The organism is Thiocystis violacea (assembly GCF_016583565.1).
GTDB classification, from domain to species: Bacteria; Pseudomonadota; Gammaproteobacteria; order Chromatiales; family Chromatiaceae; genus Thiorhodococcus; species Thiorhodococcus violaceus_A.
The window spans coordinates 20,982-40,114 of record NZ_NRRF01000047.1; the positions used below are offsets into that span (position 1 = coordinate 20,982).

Consider the following 19,133-nt stretch of genomic DNA (forward strand, 5'->3'; position numbering starts at 1 on the left):
GGTTATGCCCCGACGTTGAGCTGTGACTCTTGGTAGATGACCTTGCGGCCCTTCGTCTCCATCGGCTTCTTGCGGATCAGCACCACGCAGTCGCGCTCCGACGGACTGGTCCCTTGGTAGTTGAGCCAGTAGGTCCAGTTGGCATAGCCGCCGACCATGGTTGCGGGATTCATCATGATCCGCGTGGTGGCGTTGTTGTTGCCGCCGCGCAGGTCGCTGGCGCCCCGCTCCCGCGCCAGTGAGGAGAAGGGCACGTTCACGTGCCGCTCGGTCTGGTGGTAGACGATCGACATGTCGCGCGGCACCGTGTGGCTGACCACCGCGCGGGCCACCTGGATACCGTTCTCGTTGAAGATCTCCACCCAGTCGTTGTCCTTGACGTCGATGTCGCGCGCGTCGTCGTCGTTGAGCCAGACGGTCGGCCCCCCGCGGAACATGTTCTGCATCTGCCAGGAGTCGCCGAACATGCTGTGGATGCCCCATTTCTGGTGCGGAGTGATGAAGCGGAACAACTTCGCCCCCTTCATCTTGATGTCCTCCGGATGGACATCGCCGATCGACACCATGTCCACCGGCGGCTTGTAGACCGGGAAGTCCTCGCCCAGGTCGCGGAACATGCGGTGGTCGTAGTAGATCTCCTGGCGGCCGGTGAGCGTGTGGAAGGGTTTCAGCGCCTCGATGTTGAGCGTCCAGGGCGAGTAGGTCCGACCCTTGGTCTCGATCGCCGACCAATGCGGCGAGGTCAGCGCACGCCTCGGCTGGGAGATCAGATCCGGATAGTGATAGGCGGTCTCGCGCTCCGGCTCGACGATGTGCGCGAGCGGCACCCCGCAGCGTTTCTCCAGATTCTTGAAAATCTGATAAGACAGCTCGCCGTCGCTCTCGGGTGAGATGCGCAAGATCACCTCGCAGACCTTGGCCGCGGTCGTCATATCGGGCCGACCATCTTTCTCCCCGACCAGATAGCTCTCCTTCATCTGCTCGTAGGCCTCGGCGAGATCACCCTTGATCCCCTTCGCGCCATAGCCGTTCGGCTTGGTGACGGCCGGACCCAGGGTGGTATACATGTCGTGGACCTTGGTGTAGTCCCGCGTCACGACGCTGACGTTGGGGAAGGTCTTGCCCGGAATCGGCTCGCTCTCGCCGGTGTACCAGTCGCGCAGCTCGCCCATGGGCTGCGCCAGCTCATCGGGCGTGTCCGTGCTCAGCGCCGTCATCACCAGATCCTCGACCGGGTCCGGCAGATGCACCTTGGCCAGCTCGCTGACCTTCTCGGCGATGATCCGGAAGGCTTCCCAGTCGTGCTTGGTCTCATAGGCCGGGTCATGTGCCGGCGTGAAGGGATGCAGGAAGGAATGCAGATCCGTGCAGGTGAGATCGAACTTCTCGTACCAGTGCGCCGTGGGGAGCACGATGTCGGAGTAGTTTGCGGAGGAGTCCATCCGCAGGTTGACGTTGTAGATGAGATCCAGCTTCCCGAGCGGGGCGTTCTCGGTCCAGTCGATCTCGTTGACCATGTCCTTGGCACGGGTGTCGCCACCCAGCACGTTGTTGTGGGTGCCGAGCATGTGCTTCAGGTTCAGCTCATGCCCGCGCATGCTGGTGCCGATGAGATTGCCGCGATAGATCCAGAGCACCTTCGGGTGGTTCTTGGGCGAGTCCACGTTGGGCAGCGCGAACTTGAGCTTGCGCTCCTTGAACTGCTTGGCGACCCATGCCTTGACGTCGTCGAGGCTCTCGCAGCCGGCCTCGCGCGCGTCCCGCATGACGTCCGTCGGGTTGCGTTCGTCGAACTGCGGGAAGAACGGCAGCCAGCCGTTGCGTACGGCCAACGCATTCATGTCGGCCGCGTGATTGGCCTTGCCGGGCATCTCCTTGGCGCGCGGCGCCCACAGCGGGTCCAGACTCATGCCGTCGTAACGCCACTGGTCGGTGTGGAAGTAGAAGTAGGACGTCGAGTTCTGCTGGCGCCCGACATTGCCCCAGTCGACCGCGTTGCCGATGGTGCCGATGGCGGCCATGTTGCGGATCTTCTCGGTGCCCACGTAATGCGCGAAGCCGCCGCCGTTGCGACCCTGGCAGCCGGTCAGGATCCCCATCACGGCCTCGGAGCGGTAGGTCAGGGAGCCGCCGTGATACCAGTGCAGGATGCCGGAGCCGGTAATGAAGAGGCACTTGCCCTTGGTCTTCTCGGCGGTGTCAGCCCACTCGCGCGCGACGCGGATCGCCAGGTTGCGGTCGACGCCGGTCTCCTGCTCCTGCCAGGCGGGCGTGTAGGCCTGCGTGGCGTCGTCATAGTCCTTCGGATATCCCGACCCGGATAGACCGCGGTTCACGCCGAAACTGGCGAGCAGCAGATCGTAGCCCGTGGCGACGCGCACCTTGGTGCCGTCCGCCTTGGTCAGGACGCGGCTCGGCACGCCGCGCAGGCTTTTCTGTGCCTTCTCGCCCCGCAGCGCCGTGGTGCCGAACTCGACGTTGAAGGTGTGCGTGAAGTCGGCGTACTCGACGATGACCTCTTCGTAGTCGCCGTCCATGAGGGTCAGCATCGGGTCGAACGCCTGCCCGGTCACGGCGTCCTCGTTCTTGAGGTTCCAGCGTCCGGTCTTCTGCTCCTCCCAGCGGAAGCCGACCGAGCCGCCGGGCAGGCGCACCTCGCCGTCCTTGTCGAAGCAGGGGATCTTCCAGTCGCCCAGCTCTTCGTCCTGGTAGGCCTCCAGGTCGCTGGCGCGCAGGAAGCGGCCGCTGGCGTAGTGGTCGCCCTCCTCGTCCAGGATCACCAGGAAGGGCAGATTGGTGTACTGCCCGACGTAGTCCTGGAAGTACTGGGCGCGGCGATTGACGTGGAACTCCTGCAGGATGACGTGGATACAGGAGAGGATGAACGCGGTATCCGTGCCCGGGCGCACCGGCACCCAGAGGTCGGCGAACTTGGTCACGTCCGAGTAGTCCGGCGAGAGGTTGACCAGCTTGCCGCCGTTGTACTTGTGCTCGGAGGCGAAGTGGGCGTCCGCCGTGCGCGTCATGGGCAGGTTGGAGCCCATCACGATCCAGTAAGCGCTCTGATACCAGTCGGCCGACTCGTGCACGTCGGTCTGATCGCCCCAGATCATCGGCATGACGTGCGGCAGGTCGTGGTACCACTCGTAGAAGCTGAGCATGGTCCCGCCGAGCAGGTTCGACAGGCGGTGCCCGGAGAGGAAGCTGACCATGCTCATGGCGGGGATGGGCGAGAAGGACGCCAGGTGGTCCGCGCCGTATTCCTTGATGGTGTAGATCTTGGCCGCGGCGATGATCTCGGTCGCCTCGTCCCAGGTGGTGCGGCGCCAGCCGGCCTTGCCGCGCGCGTTGCGGTAGGCCGTGGTGCGCTCGGGGTTCTCGACGATCGCGCCCCAGGCCGCGACCGGATCCTTGCCCGCCTCGCGCTCGGCGCGCCAGAAGTCGAGCAGCACGCCCCGGACGTAGGGGTATTTCGGACGTACCGGGCTATAGGGATACCAGGACGACGAGATCCCGCGCTGGCAGCCGCGCGGCTCGTAGTTCGGCGTCTCGTCGTTGATCTGGGGCCAATCCGTCTTCTGCAGCTCCCAGGTGATCATGCCGTTCTTGACGAAGACCTCCCAGGAGCAGGAGCCGGAGCAGTTCACGCTATGGCTGGTGCGCACCGACTTGTCGTACTGCCAGCGGCGCCGGTAGAAGTCCTCCCACTTGCGCGGCTCGTCCAGCTCGCGAAACCAGCGGGATTCCGCGCCGCCGTTGTCGTCACCCTTGTTCTTGCTCATTGGTGCTATGCCTCGTGAGTTGCGGGGTCTTGCGTTGCGGGGTCTTGAGCCGTGGGGTCTTGCTGCTCGCCCTGGACGCTGTCGTAGGCCATGGAGAACGCCTTCACGAAGGGGCGGAAATCCCGGACCGTGCCGTAGATCGCCACCACCGCCTCGCGCTGCTCGTCATAAACCAGGTTGACCGCCTCGGAGCGGCCGATGGGGTGCGGGACGGCGTTGTTGTCGTGGTCCACCCAGTCCTCCTTCATTGCCTGCATGGAGACATAGAGGAGCTCGGACCTGGGATGGGCCTGCCACCAGACGCGGTAGTCCCAGCCGGCCAGCTCGATCTCACGCTGGACCGTCCGGGCCTCGGGGTCGTGCGGGTCGATGTCCCATTGCAGGACGGGGACGGCGATGTCGTAGCTGATCGCCTCGCGCGGTCCGCTGAGCGGCTGGGGTCCGCCCGGGCCATAGCCGGCCGCCGGCGCAACGTCCAAGCGGCCGAGCGTGATGGCGAGCAGGTCAGACTCTGGGAGCTCGCCGTCCTCCAGCATCTCGGCCTGCAGGGGCGTCATGAGCCGGCTGGCCGTCTGCTCGACGCGCCCGCCCTTGCGGCCCGCCTCCTTCGCCAGGTCCTGAGCGCTGCGCAGCGGCACCTCGTGGACGTAGGGCATTGCCCGGCGAATCTGGATATCCGCGTAGCTCGCGCGCCGCAGCACCTCGCGCATCTCGTGCTCCATCGTCGCGACCTTGTCCTCATCACGCGTATCCGGCTTGAACTCGACCTCCACCATCGGCCCGATCGCGACGATGTCGCCGACGAACCCGGCCGCGACGATGTCTCGCGAGAAGCCCGGGTAGTGGACCTCCCGGAGCAGCTCGCGCACCTCCTGCGACTGCGCACTCATCATGGTCTTTTCACTCCTCATCCTCCGTTGTCAGGCCCAGGAGCCGCGGCACCCATGGGGTCCGAATCGGCTGTCCTGGAGGGATGATGTCGACATGACACCTTGAGCAACCGACGTGCCAGGTAGCCGAAGACGTGCGGAGTGGCGTGGTGACGCGCTTTGCGGGAGAGTCGCGGCGAGCCGCTGCGACACTTTGTTCCCGCGGTCAGCGTGCGGTTGGGCGAATGTGTCCGATGGTGCGAGGGAGGATTGGGCGGGACTTCCCCGAAGTGGAGCCGGGAAGGCTGCTTCGTTACTCCGATGGTGATCAGTGTTTCGATGGCGGCAGTCCCTTGCGGGACTGGGCTGAATGGTCGGATACACCGGCGGGATGTCACTGGGCGAGCGCCCGCTGACGTGGCTTATCGACCTGCTGAAGCGCGGCGGTCAGGGATTACGCAGCATGCACGCCCAGCCGCGCATGCGGCAGCATTCGCGGGGTCGGGACACCCCGCCCCGCTCACCAATCCTCTGGTGGCAGCGCAAGCTTGCCAATGGCCGCGAGACGCGCACGCCGCTCCTTGGCGATCTTGCGGACCTGGCCGACCCCGGGCTTGAGCTCGATGGCGGCGGCGATGGCTTCCTCCACAGTGGCGGCCTTGCGTGCCTGATTCGGCGCACTGGCAAACTGAGGCCTATGGGGCTCTGAGAGAATGTCTTCGGCGTTGCTCATGGTTGCTCCGGCGCTGGCCGAGGACTGACGGGGCTCGGCGTTGAGGGTATCGATTGTCCCCGCCTGTCCCGCAGGAAACGCGCCAGCTTGCAGGCGAAGACCGGCACCTTGCCGCCTGGGTCATCCGTTGCGGCGGCTCGCCGGGCGGAGTCGTCCGCTCACGGGCTGGAGCCGGCCGTTTCTCCGGGCCAAAGTGTCCCAGCGAACTCCTGGCAAAGGACCCTTCTGTCTCAACCACCCGGCTCAGCGCGGGCGGACTCCCACCTGCCGGCCCCCGACGAGGTGCGCACGTCGAGCATTCGGCCCGCGCGCGGAAGACCCCGGATCGGCAAGTGCGCTTCCAGTCTCCGACCTGGTCCGAGATAGAGCTGTCGTGCACCCTGGAGCGGTAACGTAATGGCAGACGGACGCTCGGTCTTCGTTCGGCGGCGCGACCGCGCCGCCCCCAGCGGCTGATCCATTGCAGGAACGGAATAGACGGCATTGATTGTGCAAATGACTCAAGCCAGCCGTCCCACGAATAGGCCGGCTGCGTCGGCGTCCGCGATCGCCATCGATCAGCGTGCGGCCCTCTTCCTCCTAATCCATGAGAAGCAGCGGCGAGCCCAGTGATAGGGCCATCCATGGCCTGGACCGGAAACGCAATCAATCCGCCCTGCCCTGGAACGGTCGCCAGTCTATTGGATCCATTACGAACCGGAGAGATCAGACATGTCCTACATCGCGCCCTCGGAATTCGGCATGAAGATGGTTGAGGCGGGTGAAAAGAAGATCAAAATGGGAACCAGGGATTGCCTGATCAGGGCCTATCTGGGAGGTGCCATTCTGGCGCTTGCAGCGGTCATGGCAGTCACCGTCACCGTTCAGTCAGGCTCCGCGCTCGCCGGCGCCATTCTGTTCCCCATTGGATTCTGTATGCTCTATCTGATGGGTTTCGATCTGCTGACCGGCGTCTTCGTGCTGACACCGCTCGCCTGGCTGGACAAACGCCCCGGCATCACGATTTGGCGCGTTTTGAAACATTGGGGCTTTGTCTTTGTCGGGAACTTCGCGGGCGCATTGACCACTGCGGTGCTCATGGCCATCGTTTTCACCTTCGGGTTCTCGATCGAGCCCGGGGAGGTTGGTCAGAAGCTCGCTCATATCGGCGAGGACAGGACGATCGGCTACGCACAATATGGCGCGCAAGGCTGGTTGACCATCTTCATCCGGGCCTGCCTCTGCAACTGGATGGTCTCGCTGGGCGTCGTCGGCGCCATGATATCCACGACCGTCACCGGGAAGGTCCTTGCCATGTGGATGCCGATCTTCCTCTTCTTCTACATGGGCTTCGAGCACTCGATCGTGAACATGTACCTCTTTCCATCCGGGCTGATGATGGGCGGCAACTTCACGATCATGGATTATCTCCTCTGGAACGAATTTCCGGTCGTCCTCGGAAATCTGGTTGGCGGTGTATCACTGACAGGTCTGACGGTCTATACGACGCATGTCAAGACCGCACCTGAGCACATTTTCTAGCCGACTGAACGAACCGGATAGCCGTCGACTCAACGACGCGTCCCGCACACGACTGAAAGCCGCGAGCAAGGAATCCTGGGTACTCGTGACACCGCTCAGCGGTGTCACGGATGCCAGGGCGCCGTGCGCCACGGACGCTCGCGGCAAGACAAGCCTCAGCCAAGGGATCGATGAATCGGATCCGCCGCATGCGTTGTTGCGCGAAGGCCCGCGCCAGCGGATCGCCAAGGCTGTCGAGGCGGACCTCGCGAGTTCCATGGAAGGCGTTGCCGAGCAGGCCTTGGAGGACGGACGCCACCCGGTGGCGCGCAATGGCTACCTGCCCGGGCGCGTGGTGCAGGGAGACAGGCAGTGGCGAGATCTGATGCAGTCCCTGACGCCGCTCAATGGCTTGTCGCCAATCGCAGCGGTATCCCCTCGCGATCGAACGCAATGTAGCTCGCAATCTGACCGCCGCGGACGGTCTCGACCATCCGTTCGAGCGCCTGATCGATCGCGAGCGGCGTGGGCGGTCGGTTGCCGATCCCCGGCAGTGCGGCGGCGAAGATGACCGCCCAGTCGTCGATGTGCGCCTCGGCTTCGCTCGCGAATGCCTCGAAGCCGGCGATCTCGTGCAGGCCTCTGTCCACGCAGACGACAGGCGCCAGATGCCCGCCCTGGCCGGCTGCGTAGGACGCGGCCTGCTCCGGGGTGTGGTCGGCGGGAAGCTCGTTGCGTGTGAACACGAAGAGCAATTGCTGAGGCTCGGCTTGTCTCCGAGCCAGTTTCAGGAAATCGTCGAAGGACGTCAGTTCTAGTCCGGTCTTCATCTGTGCCATAGCCTCTTCGTCTCAGCCAAACTGGCGACGATGAATTCGCCGCGTGCTCACCCAGGCGTTCAGCACAAAACAGACCATCGATCGAGGGAATACCCTCAGCACCGGCACGCGGTACGGACGGGACGATTTCGGGACGTCCGACAGCGGCTCGGGGCCTGTTGGCCGGCACAAAATGGCCCGGGGATCGAACGGCGGCGCGACACTTTGTCGCATCCGCTCGCGGTCGAGCCCGGTCGCTCGGCGAGGGAAGGCGCGCGGCCGACAGCCGTCAGGCGGCGGCCTTCGCACGATCGATGGGGCTGCTCGTGTGGGCCTTGAAGCTGTCGATGAAGTGTTGATGGTATTTGCGCAGGTGCTTGTCCCGCGCATAGGCGATCTTGGTCACTTCCCAGGGAAAGAGCGCGCTGAGATCCCGCATGCCGAGATCGACGTCCTCCTTGGGCTGGTAGGCGAGCGTGGCGATGATGCCGACGCCGAGCCCCTCGCGGACATAGGTCTTGATGACGTCCGTGTCGGCGGCGCTCAGGACCACCCTGGGGCGCAGTCCGGCCTTCGCGAAGGCGTCGCTGAAGCTGCCCCGCCCGGTGAACCCGAAGACGTAGGTGACGAGCGAGTGCTCGCACAGACTGGCGAGGGTCAAGGGTTCCACGTCCAGCAGGGGGTGTGTGCGCGGCGCGATCAGTCCCCGGTTCCAGCGATAGCAGGGAATGGCCTGAAGACCGATCTCATCGCCGAGCGCCTCAGTGCAAATGGCCAGATCCACGCGATCGCGCAGGACCAGATCCACCAGTTGACCCGGTGTCCCCTGATGGATCTGTAGCTCCACCTCCGGATAGGCACTGGCGAAGCGCCGGATCACTGGCGGCAGCACATAGCGCGCCTGAGTATGGGTCGCGCCCAGCCGCAGAACACCGCTCGCCTCCTCGACGTGATCGCGTCCCACCGCGAGGATATTGCCGGTCTGACGCAGCGCCTCTTCCGCGTAGCGCGCGACCTGCCCGCCCACCTCGGTCAGCCCGACCAGACGCTTGCCCTGACGCGCGAACAGGGGCGCGCCGATCTCCCTCTCCAAGTGCTTGAGATGCTGGGTCACGGCCGACTGCACCAGGTGCAGCCGCTCGGCCGTGCGGCTGACGTTGAAGTGCGTGTCGACCAGCGTCACCAGGGATCGGAGTTGGCGCAGCTCCATATCATTTCTCGCGATAACGATTGATGAATCATCATTTCATGTCGTGTCACACGCCCGCCTAGACTCTGGCGCAAAGGGGGCAAACGCCCGAACGGCGTCCAGCGTGACGCATGACCGATGCCAGGGGATTCCAAACGATGGCGCTGACTCACCTGAATGCCTTGACAAGTCCGTTGGACGACCGGCAGCTACATGCGCTCCAGACCGCGCTGAAGGAGCTGTCGCCCACCCAGATCGCCTGGGTCAGCGGCTATCTGGCGGGCGTGAGCCGTGACGCGGTTCCCACGGCCGCCGCGCCGACTCCGGCCGGGACCATCAGCCTGTTCTACGGTTCGCAGACCGGCAACGCCAAGGCGGTCGCGGAGCGGCTCGGCGAGCGATTGCTCGGCCAGGAGCTGGATGTCCAGGTGCGCTCCATGGGCGACTTCGGCCCGCGCCGGCTGACCAAGGAGCGGCTGGTGCTCTTCCTCGTCAGCACCCACGGCGAGGGCGAGCCCCCCGACAGCGCCCGGGCCCTGCATGCCTTCATCCATGACCCGCGCGCGCCGCGTCTGGAGCAACTGAGCTACGCCGTCCTGGGTCTGGGAAATTCGAGCTACGAGCACTTTTGCCGGACGGCGGTCGAGTTCGATCGGCGGCTCGCGGAGCTGGGCGCGCGGCGCATCCTGCCGGTCCAGTGCTGCGATCTGGACTATGCCGCCGACTCTGAGCGTTGGTCGGCGGATGTCCTGGAGCGGCTGGCCCAGCTCGCTCCAGCCCGGCCGAGCAAGTTGGCGACGCTGGCGTAAGTACCTGCTTCCATAGCCGCGCCGATCAAGTGCTGTGGCTCACCGGCGACCAGATGGGCAACGGCAGCGTCCGGGCGGTGGTGAATCCAGCGGAGGACTTCCATGACTGAGACCAATCTCGACGCCATCCTGGCCGGCGACCGCGCCGCGCTCGACGCAATCAACCGGCGACTGGAGGCCAAGCCCGCGGAGGATCGCGCGCTCTGGGCCCTGGAGGATCTGCCGGAGCGGCACGTCCTCACCTCCAGCTTCGGCACCCAGTCGGCCGTGCTGCTGCACATGCTGACCCTTCTGAAGCCCGACATCCCGGTGATCCTGATCGATACCGGCTATCTGTTCGCCGAGACCTACCGTCTGATCGATGAGCTGAACGATCGGCTCGCGCTCAACCTCCAGGTCCATCGGCCCGCGCTCTCCCCCGCCTGGCAGGAGGCGCGGCTAGGACGGCTGTGGGAGCAGGGCGCGGGCGGTATCGACCGCTACAACTGGATCAACAAGGTCGAGCCGATGGAGCGTGCACTGAGCGAGCTGGGAGCCCGTACCTGGTTCGCCGGCCTGCGCCGCGAGCAGGCCCGCAGCCGCGCCGAACTGCCGGTCCTGCGGGTGCAGGACGGCCGCCTCAAGGTCCACCCCATCATCGACTGGAGCGAGTCGCACGTGCATCGCTACCTGCGCCGTCACGACCTCCCGGACCACCCGCTGCGCGATCAGGGCTACGTCTCGATCGGCGACGTCCACACCACCGCGCGACTCCTGCCCGGCATGCTGGAGGAAGAGACCCGCTTCTTCGGCCTCAAGCGCGAATGCGGTCTGCATCGATAGAACCAGAGCTGACACCAAACATCAGCCAGTCATTGGCCGCAATGCGACACCGGTCTGCCGCTCGTAGCCGCGCTGGATCGTCCAACCTCCCGACAGCAGAGGCCGGCTCTTCCTCCTCGACGGCAGCACGATCGACGATCGTGCTGTCTGTCATTGCTCGCCGCCCCCGATCGTGCTGCGGCGAGATGGCGCCGTATGGATGGTCACGCGTAAGCGCATCGCTCAGAAAGCGACCCTCTTTCCATCATGCATAGAACCGCTTGCGCTCTTCGGTCGCCGTGAACCGAGGCGGGATGAAGCGCGCGTTGTCATGACAATGTCTGGCGAATATCATGGGGGCTTATCAACCGGAGACATGCATGCCGAAGCCTCAAGCCAGAAGCACGAAGCTCGATCTGCGGCTCACGCCCGAGGCGAAGTCACGGCTCAGTGCCGCGGCCCGCGAGCGCCATCAATCGGTGAGTCAGTTTGTATTGAGCAGCGCACTGGAGCGCGCCGACGAGACGCTGGCCGATCGGCAACACTTTGGGCTCAATGCCGAGCGCTGGAGCGCCTTTATGGCCGCGCTCGAGATGCCGCCCCGCGCGCTGCCGCGCCTTGAGCGTCTCTTACGTGAGCCGACGCCCTTCGATCCGCCCGACTCTGCATGACGGCCGGCTTTCGGATCGAGAAGCTGCGGCGCGAGCATCCGCTCGACGCGTTCTCGAGCGGCCGTGAGACGCTCGATCGCTTCCTCCTGCGCTATGCCTACACCAATCAGCAGGCCAACGCCTCGCAGACCTATCTCGGTCTGCATGATAAGGAGGCGATCGGCTTCTACACCCTCGTGGTGGGTGAGGTGGCCTATGACGATGCCCCGGAGCGACTGACCAAGGGGCTCGCCCGCCATCCCGTGGCCATCATGCTGCTCGCTCGGCTCGCAGTCGCCGTCACTTGGCAGCGTCGTGGGATCGGCGCGGGCTTGCTCAAAGACGCGATGCGCCGCACGCTCCAGGCCGCCGAGATTGGCGGTATCCGCGCCTTCGCGGTCCATGCCAAGGACGACGACGCCCGGCGTTTCTACACCCACTTTGGTTTTGCGCCCTCGCCGACCGATCCGCTTCATCTGTTCGTCCTGGTCAAAGACCTGCGTCGGCTACTCCCTCGCGCGGATCTCTGATTGCGTCCGTGCTCGCGGCGAGCACGGCGCCGGGAGGTCGGTTAGACCTTCGGACGGTCAACGACTGCGTCTGCTGAGCTGTTTCGCTGCCGCTGACTGACAGCATTGACCTGACCGCGGAGATCTGACGCTTGGATGCAGCGCCTGGCGAATTGTCTGCTTACTCGGCCTCTCCGGCCGCTATTCCAAATCCGTCTCTGGCCCGAATTTCGCTTCTTCTCAGGGCGTCCAACACCAGATCCAAAGGAGGATCGAGATGTCGCCCATGCTGCCTGAACAAGTCCGGGATCTCCTGCGGCAAGTCCGCTTTCCCGGCCGCTCGCGTGACCTGGTCTCGCTCGGGTTCGTCAAGAGCATCGCCGTGGAGGGGTCGAGCATCGAGGTCGAGATCACGCCGGACTCGATCAATGCCGAAAAGGTCGCGATCATGGAGCGCGAGGTCCACGACCTGCTGCGGGAGGCGCGCTTCGAGACGATCGAGATCCACAGCGAGCCGCCCTACGACGACGACTCCCTGCTGCTCGGCGGGGCTTCCGTCAACCCGCTGCAAGTGGATCTGCGCGAGTATGGTCTGGATCCCATTCCGGATCCCGGACATGGCGGCGCGCCGCACCTGAAGGATCTCCTGGCGGCTGGCGAGGACAAGGCGGGCAAGCCAGCGAAGTCGAAAGGGCCGCCGACCGAGCCGCCCGAGAACTTCGAGCCGCCGCTCATCGAGGGGCCGCAGGGCAACGCGGACCCGACCTATGACGGCCCGATCCCGGTCTTTCAGTGGCAGGTCGATCCCGAGTCGCCCGAGGCGACCACCAACAAGGTCAAGCTCAGCATCGACAGTTGGAACTATGTCGTCCTCTGGTTGAACCATGCCGAGCAGGATCTGATCTATGCCTCCGTCCATGCCCGGCACTGGATCTACTACAACGGCGAGGCCCGCCCGAATCCCGCCGGACGCACCGAAGGCGTCAACCTGGTCTACGACCGCCAACGCGCGGGCGTGGTCGCCATCTATGGCACCGTGAAGGATTTCCGACCCTTCGTCGAAGCCTTCCGCCGCGCCTATCAGGGGGAAGCGGGCGAACCCGAGTCAGCGGCGGCCGAGGGGGCGGACCGCACCTGAAGACGAGTACCGGGAGGCGGGCAACCGCCTTCACGACCCTCATCATCACGCGCTTCCAGCCACCAGCGACCGGATCCCGGCAATCCGGCTCACGAGAGCACCTGCTCACGAAGCTCCCGCTCGAACTCCGGACACCTCGCGAAGCCGGTGCTTCTTCGCGCGGGTGAAGCAGCGATAGCTGCGTCACCAGAGACCTGCTGAGCGAGACCTGAGCGCCGACCGAGCAGATCGACCGCGACCGCGCGCCTGGCCTCGACCCTGAGTCAGTCAGGCGCGCGGACTTGCCGGCAAACCGATCCGCACTCCCGCCGGTCGTCGACGGCCGTGACCAAATTCCGCTTCGCTGATTCACCAGTTTCCCAACTACTTATTCTTAAAACCGAATCAAAGCGCCTTTTATATCGAACAAAGCGATATCGGCGTCCAATAAATTCCATTTGTACCAGTATAGCAATAGGGTATTCTCACTATTGATCGCTGCCGAATTCCGCTCGCATGGCGTGATAACCGCAAGTCTTCTCAGTCTTGTGTCAGCGCCTTCGGCCGCTGTCCGACAACAGGGATGCCCTGGTCGAACGGCGATTGGGGGACTTCCGGGAAAGATCATCCCAAAGCCCTCCCCCTCGGGGGAGGAGACCCCCGAAGGGGAGCGCCTTTCCCGGAAATCGCCTCGGATCCCGTGAGAAAGCGATCGCGTCACTCATTCATAAGATAAGCCGTTGGGGGCGCACGCGCGTCCACCAGCGCGCAACGCGGAGGAGGAGACCATGACATCCCAGCCACTCGAAAGCCGAGGGTTCGACCGCGCACGCGACGACAGGCCCGCGCCGGACGCGGGCGACTCCATTCTCATCGTCGACGATGAGCCCGGAATGCTGAGCTTTATCGAGCGTTCGCTCGCGCCGCATTTCGCGCGCGTGGAGACGGCGGCCGACGCCGACACCGCACGTACACTGGCCCGAGACCTTCATTTCGACCTGATGATCGTTGACATCCGACTTCAGGGCTCCGAGAGTGGACTGGCGTTGGCGCGCGAGATTCGCGACCGCCACCAGGCCGATCTGGATGTGATCTTCGTCACCGGCTACGCGGATATCTATGACGAGATCGACGCACTGCGCGACGCCTCGGCCGATGTCCTCAGAAAGCCCTTCCTCGCGGACCAGCTGCTCGCCGTGATCCAGCGTGCGCGCGAGCGGCGGCGCGTCGCGCACGAACAGGCGCTGATCCAGCGCGAGCAGGATCGGCGGCCCGTCGCCAAGCGGATCGTGGGGGAGAGCGAGTCGCTCAAGGAGATCTGGCGGACCATTCATCGACTCGCCCCCATGCCCTCGACGGTCCTGATCAAGGGCGAGACCGGCACCGGCAAGGAGCTGATCGCCCGCGCACTCCATGATCTCAGCGGCCGGCGCGGCAGCTATGTCCCGGTCAACTGCGGCGCCATTTCCGCCGACCTGATCGAGGGGGAGCTGTTCGGACACCTGCGCGGCTCCTTCACCGGCGCGCACCAGGCCCGCAACGGGCTCTTCAGCCATGCCGATGGCGGCACCCTCTTTCTCGACGAGATCGGCGAGATGCCACTCCCCTTGCAGGCGAAGCTGCTGCGCGTGCTGGAGGAGCGGCGTTACCGCCCGGTTGGCGGCAACCAGGAGATCCCGGTCAACGCACGGGTGATCGCCGCGACCAACCGCGATCTGGCCGCCGAGGTGCTCGCCGGGCACTTCCGCAAGGATCTCTATTACCGCATCAACGTCGTCGATCTGCGCCTGCCGCCCTTGCGCGAGCGCCGGGGCGACATCCCCTTCCTCGCGGACTATTTCCTCAACATCCTGTCCACCGAGCTGGGTGTCCCCAACGCAGCGCTCAGTCCTTGGGATCTGGAGCAGCTCATGGGCTACGACTGGCCAGGCAACTGCCGCGAGCTGCGCAACGTCATCGAGCGCTCGCTGCTCCTCGGCAAGCCCGTCGCTCAATTGCTCTGCGTCACGCCCCCGCAAGCGCCGGGCGAGAGCGAGAGCGCCCTGGGGTCCGGTCCGGCCTCGCTGGAACGGGTGCAGCGCGCACATATCCTGAGTGCCCTCGCCGCCGCCGACGGCAACAAGACAGTTGCGGCGCGCGCGCTGGGAGTCTCGAGAAAGACGGTGGAGCGCAAACTCAAGGATTGGAGTCAGCCGGACGATGTGAGCGAAGCGGACTGACGTCGGCGATCCGATGACTCGCCAAGGCTTCCGCCCATTGCTGGCCCGGCTGCGCGCCCGGCTCACCGGGGCCGAGCCGCCGATCGGCTCCGGCGATCGATCGGCCACTGAGCCCAAAGACGACGAGGACGAGATCGCCCGCCTTCGCCAATGCGTCGAAACCCTCACCGCCACGCTGCGCGAGACCCGTCACGAGCACCTGGCCCAGGCCGAGAAGCTCGCCGCCGTCGGAGAGCTGATCGCCGGCATCGCCCATGAGCTGAACAACCCGCTCGCCATCATGCTCGGCCACATGGAGCTGCTGACCCGTGAGCTGGGACCGGAGACCTGGTCGGTGCGCCAGGAGGTCGAGCTCATCTTCCAGCAGATCGAACGATCACGCGGAATCATCGAAAGCCTGCTGCGGATCACCCGGCCGATGGACGACATCCGGGTTCTGGAGCCTTCAGAACTGGAGGCATTGATCGAGGAATGCCTGAGGCTCGTACTCCAGGAGGCGCGCCGCACGGATGTCGAGGTCCGTACCGATCTGCAAGCGACCCTGGGGGTGCGGATCAGCCGCCAGGACCTGCGCCAGGTCATCATCAACCTGCTCGTGAATGCGGTGCATGCCGTCGAGGCCAACCAGGGGACGATCGCGATTCGCTCCCGGGATCTGGAGTCGCGCGGCATCCTCATCGAGGTCGGGGATACCGGCTCCGGGATACCGCCCGATGTCGTCGACAGGATCTTCCGCCCCTTCTTCACGACCAAGGGCGCGGGACGCGGAACGGGGCTGGGGCTCTCGGTCAGCACGGGACTCATCCGCCGCTATGGCGGGGCGTTGACCCTGGAGTCCACCTCCGGGCAGGGGACCGAATTCCGGATTTGGGTGCGGCGCGAGCCGGTGTTCGACGAGCACGACAACTGGCTCGCCAAGACCCTGGTGTCGAGCCTGGAAGCGCGACCGCGACAGCCGCCCTGGGACTGGCGCCAGGACTCGCCCGCGTCGCCTGGCCCGCGTTTCGAGACGCGTGCGCACTGGACCTGGCGAACCTGGCCGGGCCTGACGGCGATCTCGACGCCCGTCACCTCGGTCACCCCCCGGTCATGTTCATGTGACGAAAGATCACCGGTTTGGCCTGGAGATCGAACGCGTGACCCCGGGGCTTGAGGTCCATGGCAGCGACGATGGCCCGCTTGACCCGATCGTCGTCGGTCGGGTTGGCGTGCAGGACGCGCCGCAGATCGCTCGAATGCTCCTGACCCAGACAGAGCAGTAACCGCCCGAGCGCCGTGACCCTCACCCGATTGCAGTCGCCGCAGAAGTTGTGACTGTGGGGCGAGATGAAGCCGACGCGCGTCTCCTCTCCGGCGATCCGGAAGTATTTGGACGGGCCGCCGGTGCCGTCGAGGGTCGGCACCAGGTCGAAACACTCGGCGAGGTCGCGCCGGATCGCGTCGCTGGAATAGTAGGCCTCCGCCCGGTCGTGATCGCCGATCACACCCAGGGGCATCTCCTCGATGAAGCTGATGTCGATCCCACGCTCGATGGCAAAGCGCACCAGGTCGACCACCTCGTCATGATTGCGGTGCTTGAGCACCACCGTGTTGAGCTTGATCCGCTGGAAGCCGACGCGCCGCGCCGCCTCCAGCCCGCGCAATGTCTTGCCGATCTCGCCGACCCGGGTGATGGCGCGGAAACGCTCCGGGATCAGGGTGTCCAGGCTGACGTTGATCCGGGTCACGCCGGCATCCTTCAGCGCGCCGGCATAGCGCCCGAGCTGGGTCGCGTTGGTGGTGAGGGTGAGATCCCGCACGCCGGGCAGCGCGCCCAACTGCTCGAACAGCCAGATCACGTTGGGCCGCACCAACGGCTCGCCGCCGGTCACGCGCAGCTTGGTCACGCCCAGCTCGCTGAACAGGCGGCCGAGTCGCGCCATCTCCTCCAGGGTGAGGAGCTGCGCGCGCGGCAGGAAGGTCATCTTCTCCGACATGCAGTAGACGCAGCGCAAATCGCAGCGATCCGTGACGGACAAGCGAACATAGGTGACCCGGCGACCGAAGCGATCGACCAGACCAGCCACCGGGGTTGCGGGCTGGTCGGCGGGTGGAGCGGGTTGTTGTCGATTCACAGGGTCTCCCGATGAGGTGATTGCCGAGTGCGCATGATGACCGGTAGCCCCCGGATCGGTTCCCGCCACACTCGGTCGACAAGATCCAAGCAGGCTCCGTGCCGGCTCGCGGACGCACCGGCCGCATTGGGCCTCAGCCAATCATCCTGCATCGCGGCTGAGACAAAGAGTCCCGACGCTGGCCATCGATCGGGGCGTTTTGTCTCAACCCCCCCTCGCGCGATGGGCCAAGCCCGCGCGACGCCGTCACGCAAGGCGCGCCGAGCGGCTCGCTTGGCCGACTCCCCTGCCCACGAATCGCATCCCCCGGTGCTTGATGCGAATCAAGGCGTCAACCGCGCCATACTCGTCCAATGGCCGTCGATCCGCCAACCGATCGTCTCCGATCGGTGAGTGTCGGATGGCTGCCGACAGCGCCTGCGGGACTGCCTGCAAGTGCGCCTTCTCACGGCCGCTTGCCGCCCGCCTGATCGCAAACAGCGCCCGGCGCATGGCCTCGCCGCGCCCTCAACGGAGGATCTCCACAATGAACCTGACTCCATCCCTGGCCGCCTCCGACCCGCTTTCCGCCGAGGACCAGATCGCCGAGACCAACCTCACGGATGACGACATCCTGGAGGCGATGCGTGAGATTCCCGGCTACCTCGACATCACCACGAGCGATTTCCGGGCCATCTATCACCTCGCCCATCGCCACGCGGTCGATCGGCTCTTCAGCGACATCACCGCGGGGCGGCTGATGCGCCGGGAGGTCCGTCCGCTGACGCCTGACACCCCGCTCGCGGAGGCTGTCCCCAGTTTCGTGCGGCAGGATCTGAAGTCGCTGCCGGTGGTGGACGGGCAGCGCCGCGTCCTCGGCATCCTGACCGAGACCGATGTGCTGCGCGGCCTGGGAGCGGATACCTTTCTTGCCCTGCTCGCGCGGGTGATCGCGGACGCCAAGTGCATCAAGTCCGAGCAGCACCATCGGCCGGTCTGCGAGCTCATGACCTCACCCGTGGTGAGCGTCCCGCTGGACGCCGGCATGCGCGAGCTGCTCGCCGCCTTCTCCCGCCATCCCGGCCGCGCCATGCCGGTGCTCACGACCGATGGCCGCCTGGCGGGGCTGCTCCCGCGCAAGGTCTTCCTGAACGCCTGCCACCCGGACCGTCGGCCATGAGGCTCTGGCCATCGGGTCTCAAGTCGTACCTCGGCAAGATGCGCGGCACCACCCACGGCAGCCCGCCTCGGGTTCGCCTGCCAGAGGTTTTCTGGTCCTGGGCCGGCGCCTTCCTGGGGATCGCCGCCGTCGCCTGGCTCAATCAGCGGTTCTTCGCCGACGTCGATCTGACGCTGACCATCGGCTCGCTCGGGGCCTCGGCGGTGCTGGTCTTCGGCGCGGTGCGCAGTCCGCTCGCGCAGCCGCGCAACCTCATCGGCGGACACGTCCTCTCGGCGCTGGTGGGCGTGACCTGCTGGCAGTGGCTGGGCGGCGACCCCTGGCTGGCGCAATCGGTCGCGGTCGCCACCGCCATCGCCCTCATGCATCTGACCCGCACGCTGCATCCGCCCGGCGGGGCGACCGCGCTCATCGCCGTCATCGGATCCGACCAGGTGCATGCCATGGGCTATCTCTTCGTCCTGATCCCGGCCACGCTGGGACCGCTGGTGCTGCTCGCCGTGGCGCTGCTCGTCAACAATATCCCCGCCGCCCGGCGCTATCCGGAGTTCTGGTTGTAGCCGGCTCGACCACTTCGAACGGCGGGCGACGCATCTGCGACGGTCACACGCACGAGGAGGCTGGGGAAGGAGGGGTCGGAGTGAGTGGTGGAGCGGCCGGGCGAGCCGACTCAGACGACCCCCATCGCCGCCCCCTCGACCACCAGCGCGCGCAGCGCGGCGAGCGCGGTCGTGAGTTCGGTGGAGTCGCTGTCGCCCGGATAGACGCAATAGGTCGGCAGGGTCAGCGTCGGGGCGCCATCGATCCGATGCAGACAGCCGCCGCGCAGATAGCTGGCGGCGACCCGCTCGGGCACGAAACAGC

Annotated in this window: 16 protein-coding genes and 1 pseudogene; 10 read left to right on the forward strand and 7 right to left on the reverse strand. The window is 65.6% G+C overall.

Annotated features, from left to right (window positions below; translation table 11 throughout):
• Window positions 1-2: 2 nt before the first annotated feature.
• The 3 genes from CKO23_RS17035 to CKO23_RS17045 all read right to left on the reverse strand — a co-directional run bounded on the left by CKO23_RS17035 (window position 3) and on the right by CKO23_RS17045 (window position 5,384).
• The gene (locus CKO23_RS17035) at window positions 3-3,782 is read right to left on the reverse strand and encodes a nitrate reductase subunit alpha (protein ID WP_200333020.1); all 3,780 of its coding nucleotides are present in this window, start codon (window positions 3,780-3,782) and stop codon (window positions 3-5) included.
• 5 nt (window positions 3,783-3,787) lie between these two features.
• Complete coding sequence (locus CKO23_RS17040; protein ID WP_200333021.1) at window positions 3,788-4,675, reverse strand: hypothetical protein; 888 nt, start codon at window positions 4,673-4,675, stop codon at window positions 3,788-3,790.
• A 496-nt stretch (window positions 4,676-5,171) separates the two neighbouring features.
• On the reverse strand, window positions 5,172-5,384 hold the full coding sequence (locus CKO23_RS17045) for a hypothetical protein (RefSeq protein ID WP_200333022.1): 213 nt from the start codon (window positions 5,382-5,384) through the stop codon (window positions 5,172-5,174).
• Between the two features lie 711 nt (window positions 5,385-6,095).
• Here CKO23_RS17045 and CKO23_RS17050 point away from each other — a divergent pair.
• Window positions 6,096-6,905: a formate/nitrite transporter family protein gene (locus CKO23_RS17050; protein ID WP_200333023.1), complete on the forward strand. Its 810-nt coding sequence runs from the start codon at window positions 6,096-6,098 to the stop codon at window positions 6,903-6,905.
• Window positions 6,906-7,288: 383 nt separating this feature from the next.
• Here CKO23_RS17050 and CKO23_RS17055 read toward each other — a convergent pair whose 3' ends face one another.
• Both CKO23_RS17055 and CKO23_RS17060 read right to left on the reverse strand, forming a co-directional pair.
• Window positions 7,289-7,714 (reverse strand): hypothetical protein, encoded by a 426-nt coding sequence (locus CKO23_RS17055; RefSeq protein WP_200333024.1) that lies wholly within the window; start codon window positions 7,712-7,714, stop codon window positions 7,289-7,291.
• Between the two features lie 277 nt (window positions 7,715-7,991).
• Window positions 7,992-8,912: a LysR substrate-binding domain-containing protein gene (locus CKO23_RS17060; protein WP_200333025.1), complete on the reverse strand. Its 921-nt coding sequence runs from the start codon at window positions 8,910-8,912 to the stop codon at window positions 7,992-7,994.
• A 137-nt stretch (window positions 8,913-9,049) separates the two neighbouring features.
• Here CKO23_RS17060 and CKO23_RS17065 point away from each other — a divergent pair, with 137 nt between their 5' ends.
• The 7 genes from CKO23_RS17065 (at window position 9,050) to CKO23_RS17095 (ending at window position 16,149) form a co-directional block, all read left to right on the forward strand.
• Complete coding sequence (locus CKO23_RS17065) at window positions 9,050-9,700, forward strand: flavodoxin domain-containing protein (RefSeq protein ID WP_200333026.1); 651 nt, start codon at window positions 9,050-9,052, stop codon at window positions 9,698-9,700.
• Between the two features lie 102 nt (window positions 9,701-9,802).
• Window positions 9,803-10,522 (forward strand): phosphoadenylyl-sulfate reductase, encoded by a 720-nt coding sequence (locus CKO23_RS17070; RefSeq protein WP_200333027.1) that lies wholly within the window; start codon window positions 9,803-9,805, stop codon window positions 10,520-10,522.
• Window positions 10,523-10,881: 359 nt separating this feature from the next.
• A complete protein-coding gene (locus tag CKO23_RS17075; protein ID WP_200333028.1) occupies window positions 10,882-11,172 on the forward strand; it encodes a type II toxin-antitoxin system TacA family antitoxin in 291 nt (96 codons plus the stop codon).
• Window positions 11,169-11,681 carry a GNAT family N-acetyltransferase gene (locus tag CKO23_RS17080; RefSeq protein WP_200333029.1) on the forward strand — a complete coding sequence of 171 codons (513 nt, stop codon included), beginning with the start codon at window positions 11,169-11,171 and terminating at the stop codon, window positions 11,679-11,681. Before CKO23_RS17075 ends, CKO23_RS17080 begins: the two co-directional genes overlap by 4 nt.
• 265 nt (window positions 11,682-11,946) lie before the next feature.
• On the forward strand, window positions 11,947-12,798 hold the full coding sequence (locus tag CKO23_RS17085) for an iron-sulfur cluster assembly protein (RefSeq protein WP_200333030.1): 852 nt from the start codon (window positions 11,947-11,949) through the stop codon (window positions 12,796-12,798).
• A 767-nt stretch (window positions 12,799-13,565) separates the two neighbouring features.
• Complete coding sequence (locus CKO23_RS17090) at window positions 13,566-14,996, forward strand: sigma-54-dependent transcriptional regulator (RefSeq protein ID WP_200333031.1); 1,431 nt, start codon at window positions 13,566-13,568, stop codon at window positions 14,994-14,996.
• 13 nt (window positions 14,997-15,009) lie between these two features.
• Entirely contained in the window at window positions 15,010-16,149 is a 1,140-nt protein-coding gene (locus CKO23_RS17095; protein ID WP_200333032.1) for a sensor histidine kinase, read from the forward strand.
• Here CKO23_RS17095 and moaA read toward each other — a convergent pair.
• Window positions 16,073-17,110 carry a GTP 3',8-cyclase MoaA gene (gene moaA / locus CKO23_RS17100; protein WP_346014626.1) on the reverse strand — a complete coding sequence of 346 codons (1,038 nt, stop codon included), beginning with the start codon at window positions 17,108-17,110 and terminating at the stop codon, window positions 16,073-16,075. The two genes, CKO23_RS17095 and moaA, sit on opposite strands and share 77 nt — an antisense overlap.
• A gap of 526 nt (window positions 17,111-17,636) precedes the next feature.
• On the opposite strand from moaA, the gene CKO23_RS17105 reads away from it, so the two are divergent.
• Both CKO23_RS17105 and CKO23_RS17110 read left to right on the forward strand, forming a co-directional pair.
• Window positions 17,637-18,269, forward strand: a complete 633-nt coding sequence (locus tag CKO23_RS17105) for a CBS domain-containing protein (protein ID WP_200333033.1) — start codon at window positions 17,637-17,639, stop codon at window positions 18,267-18,269.
• Window positions 18,266-18,829, forward strand: coding sequence for an HPP family protein (locus CKO23_RS17110; protein ID WP_200333034.1), 564 nt, complete (start codon window positions 18,266-18,268; stop codon window positions 18,827-18,829). Before CKO23_RS17105 ends, CKO23_RS17110 begins: the two co-directional genes overlap by 4 nt.
• Window positions 18,830-18,939: 110 nt before the next feature.
• Here CKO23_RS17110 and CKO23_RS17115 read toward each other — a convergent pair.
• A pseudogene (locus tag CKO23_RS17115) lies at window positions 18,940-19,133 on the reverse strand (LysR family transcriptional regulator); the annotation flags it as partial.

Bases quoted from the DNA above. Each gene is read 5' to 3' on its own strand.
- CKO23_RS17035 (WP_200333020.1), bottom strand. From the start codon at position 3,782: ATGAGCAAGAACAAGGGTGACGACAACGGCGGCGCGGAATCCCGCTGG.
- CKO23_RS17040 (WP_200333021.1), bottom strand. From the start codon at position 4,675: ATGATGAGTGCGCAGTCGCAGGAGGTGCGCGAGCTGCTCCGGGAGGTC.
- CKO23_RS17045 (WP_200333022.1), bottom strand. From the start codon at position 5,384: ATGAGCAACGCCGAAGACATTCTCTCAGAGCCCCATAGGCCTCAGTTT.
- CKO23_RS17050 (WP_200333023.1), top strand. From the start codon at position 6,096: ATGTCCTACATCGCGCCCTCGGAATTCGGCATGAAGATGGTTGAGGCG.
- CKO23_RS17055 (WP_200333024.1), bottom strand. From the start codon at position 7,714: ATGAAGACCGGACTAGAACTGACGTCCTTCGACGATTTCCTGAAACTG.
- CKO23_RS17060 (WP_200333025.1), bottom strand. From the start codon at position 8,912: ATGGAGCTGCGCCAACTCCGATCCCTGGTGACGCTGGTCGACACGCAC.
- CKO23_RS17065 (WP_200333026.1), top strand. From the start codon at position 9,050: ATGGCGCTGACTCACCTGAATGCCTTGACAAGTCCGTTGGACGACCGG.
- CKO23_RS17070 (WP_200333027.1), top strand. From the start codon at position 9,803: ATGACTGAGACCAATCTCGACGCCATCCTGGCCGGCGACCGCGCCGCG.
- CKO23_RS17075 (WP_200333028.1), top strand. From the start codon at position 10,882: ATGCCGAAGCCTCAAGCCAGAAGCACGAAGCTCGATCTGCGGCTCACG.
- CKO23_RS17080 (WP_200333029.1), top strand. From the start codon at position 11,169: ATGACGGCCGGCTTTCGGATCGAGAAGCTGCGGCGCGAGCATCCGCTC.
- CKO23_RS17085 (WP_200333030.1), top strand. From the start codon at position 11,947: ATGCTGCCTGAACAAGTCCGGGATCTCCTGCGGCAAGTCCGCTTTCCC.
- CKO23_RS17090 (WP_200333031.1), top strand. From the start codon at position 13,566: ATGACATCCCAGCCACTCGAAAGCCGAGGGTTCGACCGCGCACGCGAC.
- CKO23_RS17095 (WP_200333032.1), top strand. From the start codon at position 15,010: ATGACTCGCCAAGGCTTCCGCCCATTGCTGGCCCGGCTGCGCGCCCGG.
- CKO23_RS17105 (WP_200333033.1), top strand. From the start codon at position 17,637: ATGAACCTGACTCCATCCCTGGCCGCCTCCGACCCGCTTTCCGCCGAG.
- CKO23_RS17110 (WP_200333034.1), top strand. From the start codon at position 18,266: ATGAGGCTCTGGCCATCGGGTCTCAAGTCGTACCTCGGCAAGATGCGC.